The organism is Pedococcus dokdonensis, assembly GCF_900104525.1.
Taxonomy (GTDB): Bacteria; Actinomycetota; Actinomycetes; order Actinomycetales; family Dermatophilaceae; genus Pedococcus; species Pedococcus dokdonensis.
In genome coordinates this window covers 1,661,022-1,674,264 of record NZ_LT629711.1, presented here as the reverse complement: position 1 = coordinate 1,674,264, position 13,243 = coordinate 1,661,022, and the positions used below count along the sequence as shown (strand labels likewise).

The window sequence follows — 13,243 nt, the reverse complement described above, 5'->3', positions numbered from 1 at the left end:
CTGCTGACATGGGACTCCACGACGGCACCGTCGCGATCGTCACCGGTGCCTCCCGGGGCATCGGTCTCGGCATCGCCCAGAAGCTCGTCGACGAGGGCGCCCGCGTCGTCATCACGGCGCGCAAGCCCGAGGCGCTGGCCGCTGCCGTCGAGCAGCTGGGTGGCGCGGCCAAGGCGGTCGGAGTGGCCGGCAACGCGGCCGACGAGGCGCACCAGGACGAGGTGATCCGGGTCGCCCACGAGACCTTCGGCGGCCTTGACCACCTGGTCAACAACACCGGGATCAACCCGGTCTACGGGCCGATCCTCGACGCGCCGCTCGACGTCGCCCGCAAGATCATGGACGTCAACGTCCTCGCCGCGTTCTCCTGGACCCAGAAGGCGGTCGCCGCCGGGCTCGGCGCCGGCGACCGACCGGGCGCCGTGGTGAACGTCGCGTCCATCGCCGGACTCGGGGCCACCGGCACGATCGGCTGGTATGCCGTGAGCAAGGCCGCGCTGATCCACCTCACCGTCGAGCTGGCGTACCAGCTGGGACCGTCGATCCGCGTCAACGCGGTGGCGCCGGCCATCGTCAAGACCCAGTTCGCGCAGGCGCTCTACGAGGGCCGCGAGGAGAAGGTCGCCGCCGCCTACCCGATGAAGCGGCTGGGCGCGCCCGAGGACATCGCGGGCGCGGTGTCGTTCCTGTTGTCGTCCGATGCGGGCTGGGTCACCGGTCAGACGCTGGTGGTCGACGGCGGGGTCACGCTCGGCGGCAACCTCTAGTGGCGCAACGCCAGCCGGCCAGCTCAGCAGTGGGCAGGTGGGTGTCGGCATGAGGACCTGGCAGGTCGCGATGCTGGGTGAGGCCGCTGACGTGCTGGAGCAGGTCGAGCTGCCGCCACCAGTGGTGCAGCCCGGGCACCTGCGCGTGCGGGTGCTGGCCACTGCCCTCAACTTCCCCGACGTGCTGATGGTGCGCGGTCACTACCAGGTGCGCCCCGACCTGCCGTTCACGCCGGGCGTCGAGGTCTGTGGTGAGGTGCTCGAGCTCGGTCCCGGTGTCGCCGGGCACGCGGTCGGTGACCGGGTCATCGGCACGGCGGCCGTGCCGAACGGTGGGCTGGCCGCGCAGTGCCTGATGCCGGCGAGCGGCGCCTTCGCGGCGCCGCCGTCGATGGGCGACGCGGAGGCGAGCGCACTCACGATCGGCCACCAGACGGCATACGTCGGGCTGGTCCGCCGGGCCGCGCTCGAGGCGGGGGAGACCCTGCTCGTGCACGCAGCGGCCGGTGGGGTCGGCACCGCAGCCGTCCAGGTGGGCAAGGCACTCGGCGCCCGGGTGGTGGCCGTCGTCGGGAGCCCGGCCAAGGTCGACGCGGCGCGGGCCGCCGGAGCCGACGTGGTCGTCGACCGGTCGGCGGGTGACCTGGTCGCCCTCCTCAAGGACGCGCTGGGTCGCCAGGGGGCGGACGTCGTGTTCGACCCGGTGGGCGGCGACGCCTACGACGCGTCGACCAAGGTGGTGGCCTTCGAGGGCCGGATCGTGGTGGTCGGGTTCACCAGCGGCACGATCCCGGCTCCCGCGCTCAACCACGCCCTGGTCAAGAACTACGCGGTCCTCGGGCTGCACTGGGGGCTGTACCTCGAGCGCGACCGGGCCGTCGCGACGGCCGCGCACGAGCAGCTCGTCGCGTGGGCCGACGCCGGCCTGGTGCGCCCGGTCGTTTCCGAGCGGGTGCCCTTCGACGACGCGCCCGGGGCCCTCGCTCGGCTCGCGGCCGGGGAGAGCACCGGGCGGCTGGTCGTCCTCGGCGCCCGCTGAGCTCGCGTCGCTACCGCATGCAAAAGGCGAGTTAGCGCCGTTCCGGGCGGTGCCAACTCGCCTTTTGCACGAGGTACCGACAGCCGGTGGTGACCTCGGCGCCGGGGGACAGGTCAGGTTGCGAGGCCCTGGGCGACCTTCTCGAGGGCGTCGTAGGAGTCGTTCATGCCGCCCTCCATGCCCGAGGCGAGCACCATGTCGACGGTCTCGGCGGAGTCGTAGGTGATGACCGCGGTCAGCGTGGTGCGGCCATCCTCCTCGGTGAAGGTGGACTCGATGACCGACTCCGGGCTCTGGATGTTGTCGAAGACCTCGGTGTGCACCATCCGGCCGGGCGGGTCGAGCTCGCGGTACTCGCCGGAGAACGACACCTCCCCGCCGTCGGGGGTGGTCTGCGCGAAGTGCCACCGGCCGCCGACCCGCAGGTCGATCTCGCAGGTGGTGACCTCGCCGTGGCCGGCCCCCCACCACTGGCGGACGTGCTCGGGCGTGGTCATCGCCTCGTAGACGAGAGCGGCGGGGGCGGCGAAGGTGCGGGTGATGACCAGCTCGTTGCCGTCGCGGGTGACGGTGGCGCGGGTCGGGGCTGCGGCGTTGCTCATGACTGCTTCTCCTCGTGGGTGCCCGGGTCGAGCCCGGGGATGGTGGTGGGGCGTGCGGTCCCCTGGGTGCGCGGTTGTGGGGTGCGCGGTTGTTGGAGGCGTTGCTGTTGAAGGGTGTTGAGGTAGGCGTCGAGGTTGTCGAGGTTGGCCTCCCAGTGGCGGCGGTACTCCTCGAGCCACGACGTCGCGCTCTTGAGCGGGGTGGCGGTGATGCGGCAGTTGCGCCGCTGGCCGTCCCGGTCCTTGGCGACCAGCCCGGCGCGCTCGAGCACCGAGAGGTGCTTCGAGATGGCCGGCAGGCTCATGGCGAACGGCTCGGCGAGCTCCCCGACCGTGGCGTCCCCGCCGGCGAGCCGTTCGAGGATGGCGCGTCGGGTCGGGTCCGCCAGGGCGGCGAACGTGGTGCTGAGCTGGTCGTGCTCCACGCTTCTTAACCGATCGTTTAATTAACAGATACGGAAACTATGAGCCCGGCGAGTCCAGGTGTCAAGCAGGTCGAGGTGATACCCGACCGGAATCCGGTGGGGTATCACCTCGAACGGGCGACGGCAGGAGCTGGGTCAGTCGAGCGGGCCGCCGGCGACGTAGATGACCTGACCGGAGACGAAGCCGGCCTCTTCGGAGCAGAGGAACGACACGGTGGCCGCGATGTCCTCGGGCTGGCCGACCCGACCCACCGGGATCTGCTTGGCTGAGTGGGCGATGAAGTCCTCGAAGGACACCCCGATCCGCTCGGCCGTGGCTGCCGTCATGTCGGTCTGGATGAACCCGGGGGCGACCGCGTTCGCCGTCACGTTGAACCGGCCCAGCTCGATGGCGAGCGTCTTGGTGAAGCCCTGTATGCCGGCCTTGGCCGCCGAGTAGTTCGCCTGGCCGCGGTTGCCCAGCGCCGAGGACGACGACAGGTTGACGATGCGGCCGTACTTCTCGGTCGACATGTGCGCCTGCACCGCTCGGCTCATCAGGAAGGCGCCACGGAGGTGGACGCCGAGCACGGCGTCCCAGTCGTCCTCGCTCATCTTGAAGAGGAGGTTGTCGCGGATGATGCCGGCGTTGTTGACCAGGATCGTGGGGGCGCCGAGCTCGTCGGCAACGCGGGCGACGGCCGCCTCGACCTGGTCGGCCTTGCTCACGTCCACGCCCACGGCGATCGCCCGACCGCCCGCGGTGGTGATCGCGTCGACCGTGCCGGCGCAGGCGGCTTCATCGAGGTCGAGGACGGCCACGGCGTTCCCGTCCTGGGCCAGCCGCAGGGCCGTGGCGGCACCGATGCCGCGGGCTGCCCCGGTGACGACGGCGACGCGCTGGGTGCGGTGGGTGGTGTCGGTGCTCTGGGTGCTCGAGCTGCTCAACGAGGCTCCTGGGGTGTGCAGTGGGGCTGGCTGGGTAGGGGACGGGGGCGTGCTGCCACCCGGCTCCGGGCAGTGTACTAAGCGGGCGCTTAGTGCGCCGGTGGGCGCGGTGCATGGCAGGGTGGGGCGGTCGGGCACAATGAGAGCCGCTCGGGGCCGCTGACGTCCTCACCGCGCCGCTGTCGCTCTCGGCCCGGCAACCTACGACGAAGGCAGTACATGGAAATCTGGCCCGGCAAGTCCTATCCCCTCGGCGCGACCTACGACGGCACCGGGGTGAACTTCGCGCTCTTCTCCGAGGTCGCTCAGAAGGTCGAGCTCTGCCTCATCGACGACGCCGGCGAGGAGACCAGGGTCGAGCTGCCCGAGGTCGACGGGTTCGTCTGGCACGCCTACCTGCCGGGGGTGCAACCGGGCCAGCGCTACGGCTACCGCGTGCACGGCCCGTACAACCCGGCCGAGGGCCACCGCTGCAACCCCAACAAGCTCCTGATCGACCCCTATGCCAAGGCGATCGACGGTCAGCCGGACGGCGACCAGTCGCTGTTCTCCTACGACTTCGGCGACCCGAGCGACGACCCGGCCAAGGCCAACGTCGAGGACAGCCTCGGCCACACCATGCTGTCCGTGGTCATCAACCCGTTCTTCGACTGGGGCCAGGACCGGGCGCCGCGACACGAGTACCACAACAGCGTGATCTACGAGGCCCACGTGAAGGGTCTCACCGAGACCCACCCCGACATCCCCGACGACATCCGCGGCACGTACGCCGGGATCGCACACCCCGTCACCATCGAGCACCTGCGCAAGCTCGGCGTGACCGCCATCGAGCTGATGCCGGTGCACCAGTTCGTCAACGACTTCACCCTGCGCGACCAGGGCCTGTCGAACTACTGGGGCTACAACACGATCGGGTTCCTCGCGCCACACAACGGCTACGCGGCATACGGCACGCGCGGTGAACAGGTGGCCGAGTTCAAGGGGATGGTCAAGGCGCTCCACGAGGCCGGCATCGAGGTCATCCTCGACGTGGTCTACAACCACACCGCCGAGGGCAACCAGCTCGGCCCCACGATCTGCTTCCGCGGGATCGACAACGCCGCCTACTACCGGCTGGTCGACGACGACAAGGCGCACTACTACGACACCACCGGCACCGGGAACAGCCTGCTCATGCGGCACCCCCACGTGCTCCAGCTGATCATGGACTCGCTGCGCTACTGGGTCACCGAGATGCACGTCGACGGGTTCCGGTTCGACCTCGCCGCGACGCTGGCCCGCCAGTTCCACGAGGTCGACAAGCTGTCGGCGTTCTTCGACCTGGTGCAGCAGGACCCGGTCGTCAGCCAGGTCAAGCTGATCGCCGAGCCCTGGGACGTCGGCGACGGCGGCTACCAGGTCGGCAACTTCCCGCCGCTGTGGACCGAGTGGAACGGCAAGTACCGCGACACCGTCCGCGACTTCTGGCGGGGTGAGAGCGCGACCCTGGGCGAGTTCGCCTCGCGCATCACCGGATCCAGCGACCTCTACGAGCACAGCGGCCGCAAGCCCATCGCGTCGATCAACTTCGTCACCGCGCACGACGGCTTCACGTTGCGGGACCTGGTGTCCTACAACGAGAAGCACAACGACGCGAACGGTGAGGACGGCAACGACGGCGAGAGCCACAACCGCTCATGGAACTGCGGTGTCGAGGGGCCCACGAAGGACAAGAAGGTCAACGCCCTGCGGCTCCGGCAGCAGCGCAACCTCCTCACGACGCTGTTGCTGTCGCAGGGTGTGCCGATGATCCTGCACGGCGACGAGCTCGGCCGCAGCCAGGGCGGCAACAACAACGGCTACTGCCAGGACAACGAGATCTCGTGGATCGACTGGGACCTCGACCAGGACCAGCTCGACCTCATCGCCTTCACGCAGCGGCTGGTCGCCCTGCGCCGCGAGCACCCGGTCTTCCGACGCCGCCGGTTCTTCGCCGGTTCGGCCGACCACGGTGGCGAGAGCGCGGTCGGCGACATCGCGTGGTTCGAGCCGAGCGGTGGCCACATGGACGAGGAGTCCTGGGACAACGGCTATGCGCGCTCGATGATGGTCTTCCTCAACGGGCAGGCCATCCCCGAGCCGGACACCCGCGGTCAGCAGACGCTCGACGACCACTTCCTGGTGATCTTCAACGGTCACGACGACCGGCTGCCGTTCGTCCTGCCGGGTGCCGAGTACGGCGAGCGCTGGGTGACCGAGCTCGACACCTCGGCCCAGGAGGTCCCGGCCACGGAGTACGAGCCCGACGCGGAGGTGACGGCGGAGGGGCGCAGCGTCGTGGTGCTCCGGTGCCCGCGCCCGGTGCCCTCGGGTGCTCCCGCGGGGGCCGTCGTCGCCCGCCGATGAGCGAGCCGCAGCCCGGTCTGTCGGGTGGTGCCACCCCGCACCGCCCGTCGTCGGCACGCGCGGTGCCCACCGCGACCTACCGGCTGCAGGTGCAGCCCGCCTTCACGTTCAGCGACGCTGCGGCTCAGGCGGACTACCTTGCGGCACTGGGGGTCTCGCACGCCTACCTCTCGCCGGTGCTGGCTCCGGCGCCGGGGTCGACCCACGGCTACGACGTCGTCAGCCATGAGTTCCTCAACGAGGAGGCGGGCGGCGCCGAGGGCTTCGACGCCCTGTCGACCGCGCTGCGGGACGCCGGGCTGCGGATGGTCGTCGACGTGGTGCCCAACCACATGACCACGCCGACCCCCGCGTCGCTCAACCACCCCTGGTGGTTCGTGCTGCGGGACGGGCGCGAGTCCGACCACGCGCACTGGTTCGACGTGGACTGGGACGCCGAGGACGGCCGGGTGCTGGTGCCCGTGCTCGGCCAGTCGCTCGACGCGGTACTGGCCTCGGGTGAGCTTGCCGTCGAGGGCGGTGGGGGACCACACGGCGACGAGACCGTCCTGCGCTACTTCGACCACGTCTTCCCGGTGCGGCCGGGGACGGAGGGCCTCGACCTCCCGGATCTCGTTGCGGCGCAGCACTACCGGCTCTGCGACTGGCGTGAGGGCGGCACCCGCCTCAACTACCGCCGCTTCTTCGACGTGACGACGCTCGCGGCCGTGCGGGTCGAGGACCCGGACGTCTTCCACCACACCCACCGCCTGCTGCTCGAGGAGTTCGACGCGGGGACGATCGACGGCTTCCGGATCGACCATCCCGACGGCCTGGCCGACCCGCGCGGCTACCTCGCCCGCCTGGCCGACGCGACCGGTGACGCCTGGGTGGTCGCCGAGAAGATCCTCGAGGGGCAGGAGCAGCTGCCCGACGACTGGCGCTGTGCCGGCACCACCGGCTACGACACGTTGCTCCGCGTCCAGCAGGTCTTTGTCGACCCGGCCGCCGAGGGACCCCTGACCGACCTGCTGACCGAGCTGGTCGGTCAGGAGCAGGACCTCGCCGAGCTGGTCCGAGGCGCCAAGGAGCAGGTCGTCGAGCAGGTGCAGGCGGCCGAGGTCAACCGGCTGCTGCGCCTGCTCGCACGGATCGTGCCCGATGAGGACCAGGAGTCGCTGCGCCGAGGGCTCGGGGCGCTCCTGGTCGCGATGGACCGCTACCGCGCCTACCTCGTGCCGGGTCAGCCGGCCGACCACGACCAGCTCCAGGTGCTCGCCCACGCCGAGGCCCGTGCGGCCGCCATCGCCGCCGACGCCGACCAGGACGCCGTCGGGATCGTCGCGCTGCTGGCCGAGGGCACCCCGCTGCACGAGCTCGACGAGGCGGCGGAAGCGGTGCACCGCGAGTTCATGGTGCGGTTCCAGCAGACCTGTGGCCCGGTGATGGCCAAGGGGATCGAGGACACCGCCTTCTACCGCTACGCCCGGCTCACCGGGCTCAACGAGGTCGGTGGCGACCCCGGCCACCTCGGCCTCGACCCGGCCGGGCTGCACGCCTTCGCGACCCGGCAGCTGGCCACCTGGCCGACGACGATGACGACGCTGAGCACCCACGACACCAAGCGGTCCGAGGACGTCCGTGCCCGGCTCTCGGTCGTCGCCGAGCTGCCGGGGGAGTGGGCCGACTGGGTCCGCCGGACCCGCGAGCTGGCGGCACCCCACCGTGGCGTCAACCTCGATGCCGCCACCGAGTATCTCCTCCTCCAGGCTGCGGTCGGTGCCTGGCCGATCGACACCGACCGGCTGCAGTCCTACGCCACCAAGGCGATCCGCGAGGCGAAGCAGCACACCACCTGGGTCGACCCGGACGAGGCCTACGAGGGCGACGTGGCCGCGTTCGTGGCCGCCCTCACCACCGAGCCGGCGCTCGTCTCGCAGTTGGCCCGCTGGGTCGACCGCGCTTCGGTGGCAGCCCGCGAGACCACCCTCGGTCAGAAGCTGCTCCAGCTCGTGCTGCCCGGGGTGCCCGATGTCTACCAGGGCACCGAGCTCGTCGACCTCTCCCTCGTCGACCCGGACAACCGCCGACCGGTCGACTACGCCGACCGCCGCGACCGGCTGGCCCGCCTCGACGCGGGCGAGCCGCCGGACGACCTGGCCGCCGAGAAGCTCCTCGTCACCTCGCGAGCGCTCAGGCTGCGTCGTGACCACCCCGAGTGGTTCACCGGCCGGCACGCCACGTATGCCGCCGTGCCCGCCTCGACCCCGCACGCACTGGCCGTGGGTCGTGGGGACGAGGACGGTGTGCAGGTGGTCGCCGTCGTCACCCGGCTGGGGGAGCAGCTGCGACGCGACGGTGGCTGGGGCAGCGCCACGCTGGCGCTGCCCGAGGGGGAGTGGGTGGACCTGCTGCGCGACCGGCCGGTCGGGCGTCACGGCGACGGGACCTCCGCACTGGGCGACCTGCTGCGCGACCTTCCGGTGGCCCTGCTGGTGCGGCATGGCAGCCTTGGGGGCCACATGAACGCAGACCCGCGATGAAGACGACCGACGCGACCCTCCAGCCCGCGACGGAGCCCGCCGGGACCCGGCCCGGTCCCGGGCCCGAGATCACCGTGTGGGCCCCCTCGGCGGAGCACGTGGAGATCGAGTGGTCGCTCGACGACCAGGCGGCCCAGCGCAGCTCGATGGAGCCCAAGGGCGACGGCTGGTGGCGCTGGGAGGCGCCGGCCGCGCCGGCCGACAGCACGGCATACCCGTGCCTGGACTATGGCTTCCGGCTCGACGGCGGTGACGTCACCCCCGACCCGCGCTCGGCGTGGCAGCCGCACGGCGTGCACGGTGAGAGCCGGTGGTTCGACGCGACCCAGCACACCTGGCGGGACGCCACGTGGGCCGGTCCACAACATGGCGAGGGCGTCCTCGGCGCGGTGGTCTACGAGCTGCACGTCGGCACCTTCACGCCCGAGGGCACGCTCGATGCGGCGCAGCGACGGCTGCACCACCTGGTCGAGCTCGGGGTCGACGTCGTCGAGCTGATGCCGGTCGCGTCGTGGCCGGGCCGCTGGAACTGGGGGTACGACGGCGTCGGGCCGTGGGCCGTGGACGACGAGTACGACGGGCCGGCGGCGCTGCAGCGCTTCGTCGACGCCTGCCACGGGCTGGGGCTCGGGGTCTGCCTCGACGTCGTCTACAACCACCTCGGCCCGGTCGGGAACTACCTGTCGCGGTTCGGCCCGTACTTCTCCGACACCCACCCGACCCCGTGGGGCAGCGGCTTCAACCTCGATGGCCCGGGCAGCCTGCACGTCCGGCGCTGGATGGTCGACAACGCGTTGCGCTGGTTCGCCGACTTCCACGTCGACGCGCTGCGCCTCGACGCCGTCCACGAGCTGAAGGACGACTCCCGCCAGCACCTGCTCGCGCAGCTCGCCGACGAGGTGGCCGCGCTCAGCGCCCGGCTGGGGCGACCGCTCGACCTGATCGCCGAGAGCGACCTCAACGACCCCCGCACGGTCACGCCGACGGCGGACGGCGGGCTCGGCATGGATGCGCAGTGGGACGACGACATCCACCACGCGCTGCACGTCACCCTCACCGGCGAGACGCAGGCCTACTACGGCGACTTCGCCGGACACTGCCGGGCGCTGCCCGACGGCGGTCCGCTCGCCGTGCTCGCGAAGACGCTGACGAAGGCGTTCCTGCACGACGGGCAGTGGTCCACCTTCCGCGGCGCCCAGTGGGGTGCACCGGTCGACCGCCACAGTGTCGACGGGCGACGGTTCCTCGCCTACCTGCAGACCCACGACCAGGTCGGCAACCGGGCCCGGGGCGACCGGATCTCCTCGCTCGTCACGCCCGGACGGCAGGCGATCGGAGCCGCCCTCTACCTGCTCGGACCGTTCACACCGATGGTCTTCATGGGGGAGGAGTGGGCGGCCACGACGCCGTTCCAGTTCTTCACCGACTTCGGCGAGCCCGCCATGCAACGCGCCGTGACCGAGGGACGCCGGCGCGAGTTCGAGGCGCACGGCTGGGCGGCCGAGGACGTGCCCGATCCCCAGGACGAGCAGACCTACCGGCGCTCCCAGCTCGACTGGGCCGAGCTCCACGAAGGGCCGCACGCGCGGATGTTCGGGTGGTACCGCGAGCTGATCGCGTTGCGCCGCAAGGAGTTCGACCTCGGCAACGGCAGCCTCGAGTCCATCGACGTCGACTTCGACGAGGCCGACGGATGGCTGGTCGTCCGGCGTGGCGCTCACCGCATCGTGGCCAACCTGGCCCACTCGCGGTGGACCGTGCCGCTGGATGCCGAGCCTGAGAGCGTGGTGCTCGCGTGGGAGCCGGAGCAGACCCGGCTGCGCGGGCGTGGCGTGCACCTCCCGCCGTTCACCGCCGCCGTCGTGCGGATGACCCCGGCGAACGGTCACTCGGTGGCGAGGTAGTCGGTCGCGCGGGGCTGGTGCCCGCTCACCGTCCGTGGCCCCGCGCCGCATCCGGTGGGCTGGGTCAGGACTCCTTGACGCGGACCATGCCCTCTTGGGCGACGGTGGCCACGAGGGTGCCGTCGGCCGCGAACATGCGACCGATCCCGAGACCGCGACCGCCCGAGGCGGACGGGGACTCCTGGCTGTAGAGGATCCACTCGTCGACGTGCACCGGACGGTGGAACCACATCGCGTGGTCGAGGCTGGCCGGGCGCAGCCGCCGGTCGGTCCAGGTCAGCCCGTGCCGGCGGATCACCGGCTCCAGCAGCGTGTAGTCCGAGGCGTAGGCCAGCACGGCCGCATGGATCAACGGGTCGTCGGGCAGCCGGCCGAGCGCCCGCATCCAGACACTCTGGTGGGCGGTCAGCTCGGCCCCGGGGGCCACGAACAGGTTGCTCTCGACGTGCCGGTGCTCGATGGGTCGCTTGAGCAGGTGCCGGGCCCCGGGGTGGTCGATGCCGCCGAACTCGTCGGCGAGCGACCGCAGCTCGTCGGGACCGGGGACCTGCGGCATCGCGTCCTGGTGGTCGAGGCCACCGGAGGCCTCCTGGAACGACGTGATCATCGACAGGATCGGCACGCCGTCCTGGATGGCGTGCACCCGACGGGTCGAGAACGAGTTGCCGTCGCGCATCCGCTCGACGGCAAACCGGATCGGCTGGGTGTCGTCACCGGGGCGCATGAAGTAGCCGTGCAGCGAGTGGATCCGGCGTGGGCCGTCACCGTCGTCGACGTCCTGCATGGTGCGACCGGCGGCGATGACGCACTGGGCGAGGACCTGACCACCGAAGACGCGACCGTGCGGCATCTTCTGGCTGCGGCCCAGGAAGACGGTGGCTCCCGACTCGCCGAAGTCGGCCCGGTCGCCGACGCCCTCGACGGTGATCTTCGCGGTGCCCAGCTCCTCGAGGTCGAGGGTGTCGAGCAGGTCGGTCAGCGGGTCGAAGCCGGACTGGGAGTCAGCGGTGTTCGGGTCGGTGCTGCGCTGGTCGGTCACGTGCCGACCCTAGCGGGACACCCGAGAGCCGGGATCTCGGGGCGACGCGATCTCGGGCGACGCGATCTCGGGCGACGCGATCTCGGGCGACGCGATCTCGGGGCGACGCGATCTCGGGGCGACTCACGCGACGAGGGGGGATCCTCCGTGGCGGGTCGGTCGGGCCGACTGCGCATCGCCCCAGGCCAGCGCCAGGCGCTCGACGGCGTCCTCGACGACCTCGGGCGGGTGCCCGGTGAAGGGCAGCCGCAGATAGCGCTCCATGCCTCCCTCGACGGCGAACTGCGACCCGGGGGCCAGCACGACCCCGCGCTGGTCGGCCGCCGCGCACAGCGGCGTCGAGAGCGCGTCGGGCAGCTCGACCCAGAGGCACAGACCGCCCTCGGGGACACGGAACCGCCACTGCGGCAACCGATCCCGCAGCGCGGCGATCAGCGCGTCACGGGTGGACACGATGGCGGTGCGGCGATCGGCGACGACCTCCTCGCGGTGTGCGAGCAGGTCGGTGAGCACCAGCTGCTCGAGCACCGGGGCGCCGAGGTCGAGCGTCAGGCGGGCACCGACGAGGGCCGGCATGAGCTCGCGCGGGGCCCGGATCCACCCGACCCGCAGACCGCCCCAGAAGGTCTTGCTCGCACCGCCGAGGGTCACCGTGCGTGGGTGGTGGGCTGCCAGCGGGCGTGGCATCGCGATGGCCGGGTCGTGGGCGAGGTCGACCAGCGTCTCGTCGACCACGCCCACGGTGTGGGTGCCTGCGAGGGCGGCGCCGAGCTCGGCGCGCTGGGCGTCGGGCATCAGGGCGCCGGTCGGGTTGTGGAAGTCGGGGATGAGGTAGGCGGCCCGGGGCGCGGTCTGGCGCAACGCCGCGTCGGCGGCGCCGAGGTCCCACCCACCGCGGTCCAGGGGCAGGCCCACGGCCCGGGCGCCGGAGCGCCGCAGGGTCTCGATCGCGTTGGGGTAGGTGGGGCTCTCGAGGAGCACCCGGTCGCCGGGGGAGAGCAGGGCCCGCGCGGTGACGGCGAGGCCGGCCAGGGCGCCGCTGGTGACCATGACCTGGTCGGGCGTCGTCGCCAGCCCGCGCTCGGTGAACCGCTGCGCCAGGGCCTCGCGCAGCGCCATCAGCCCGAGCGGGTGGTAGCCGGTTCCCGCGAGGTAGCGCGGCAGCTCGGCCACGGCTCGTTCGTAGGCCGCCACGGTGCCGGCCGGGGCGCTCATCGAGGCACAGGTGAGGTCGATGACGGCGCCGTCACCGGGCTCTGCCGTCGGGTGCAGGGCCGAGGCCTGCCGGCGCCCGGCCGGGTCACCCGGCAGGGCCACGACGCTGCCGGACCCCTGGCGCGAGGTGAGGTAACCACGGTCGCGCAGCTCGGCATACGCGCGGGTCACCGTCGTGCGGCTGACGCCCAGGGTGGCGGTGAGATCGCGCTCGCTCGGGAGGCGGGTGCCCACCGGGATGCGGCCGTCGGCGACCAGGAGCCGGACGGCGTCGGCGAGGCCGCGGTAGGCAGGGGCGGTGTCGAGCGCTGCGCCCAGCATGGGGACCAGGCGGGTCGCGGAGATGGTGCGGGCTGGCATGCAGACCACTTTCGCACGATTGGCTATGGAAGAACAGGCCAATGGCAGCCAATCTAGG

General features: G+C 71.8%; 10 protein-coding genes. 5 read left to right on the top strand and 5 right to left on the bottom strand.

What is annotated here, in order from left to right; translation table 11 throughout:
- Positions 1–8 precede the first annotated feature (8 nt).
- Both BLQ34_RS08025 and BLQ34_RS08020 read left to right on the top strand, forming a co-directional pair.
- On the top strand, positions 9–767 hold the full coding sequence (locus tag BLQ34_RS08025; protein WP_091789566.1) for an SDR family oxidoreductase: 759 nt from the start codon (positions 9–11) through the stop codon (positions 765–767).
- A gap of 49 nt (positions 768–816) precedes the next feature.
- Positions 817–1,806, top strand: a complete 990-nt coding sequence (locus BLQ34_RS08020) for an NADPH:quinone oxidoreductase family protein (protein WP_091783846.1) — start codon at positions 817–819, stop codon at positions 1,804–1,806.
- A gap of 113 nt (positions 1,807–1,919) precedes the next feature.
- Here the strand turns inward: BLQ34_RS08020 and BLQ34_RS08015 are convergent, their stop codons facing one another.
- From BLQ34_RS08015 to fabG, 3 genes are all read right to left on the bottom strand, one after another.
- Complete coding sequence (locus BLQ34_RS08015; protein WP_091783843.1) at positions 1,920–2,408, bottom strand: SRPBCC family protein; 489 nt, start codon at positions 2,406–2,408, stop codon at positions 1,920–1,922.
- The gene (locus BLQ34_RS08010) at positions 2,405–2,833 is read right to left on the bottom strand and encodes an ArsR/SmtB family transcription factor (protein ID WP_091783840.1); all 429 of its coding nucleotides are present in this window, start codon (positions 2,831–2,833) and stop codon (positions 2,405–2,407) included. Before BLQ34_RS08010 ends, BLQ34_RS08015 begins: the two co-directional genes overlap by 4 nt.
- Before the next feature lie 135 nt (positions 2,834–2,968).
- The gene (fabG, locus tag BLQ34_RS08005) at positions 2,969–3,760 is read right to left on the bottom strand and encodes a 3-oxoacyl-ACP reductase FabG (RefSeq protein ID WP_091783837.1); all 792 of its coding nucleotides are present in this window, start codon (positions 3,758–3,760) and stop codon (positions 2,969–2,971) included.
- Positions 3,761–3,979: 219 nt separating this feature from the next.
- Between fabG and glgX the strand changes: the two genes are divergently transcribed.
- The 3 genes from glgX to treZ are packed head-to-tail and all read left to right on the top strand — an operon-like array spanning position 3,980 to position 10,571.
- Entirely contained in the window at positions 3,980–6,145 is a 2,166-nt protein-coding gene (gene glgX, locus BLQ34_RS08000; RefSeq protein WP_091783834.1) for a glycogen debranching protein GlgX, read from the top strand.
- A complete protein-coding gene (treY, locus tag BLQ34_RS07995) occupies positions 6,142–8,667 on the top strand; it encodes a malto-oligosyltrehalose synthase (RefSeq protein ID WP_091789562.1) in 2,526 nt (841 codons plus the stop codon). Before glgX ends, treY begins: the two co-directional genes overlap by 4 nt.
- On the top strand, positions 8,664–10,571 hold the full coding sequence (gene treZ, locus BLQ34_RS07990) for a malto-oligosyltrehalose trehalohydrolase (RefSeq protein ID WP_091783831.1): 1,908 nt from the start codon (positions 8,664–8,666) through the stop codon (positions 10,569–10,571). The genes treY and treZ overlap by 4 nt, the downstream gene beginning before the upstream one ends.
- 64 nt (positions 10,572–10,635) lie before the next feature.
- Here treZ and BLQ34_RS07985 read toward each other — a convergent pair whose 3' ends face one another.
- Positions 10,636–11,610: an acyl-CoA thioesterase gene (locus BLQ34_RS07985; RefSeq protein ID WP_091783828.1), complete on the bottom strand. Its 975-nt coding sequence runs from the start codon at positions 11,608–11,610 to the stop codon at positions 10,636–10,638.
- 123 nt (positions 11,611–11,733) lie between these two features.
- A complete protein-coding gene (yczR, locus tag BLQ34_RS07980; protein WP_091783825.1) occupies positions 11,734–13,185 on the bottom strand; it encodes a MocR-like transcription factor YczR in 1,452 nt (483 codons plus the stop codon).
- Positions 13,186–13,243: the final 58 nt, after the last annotated feature.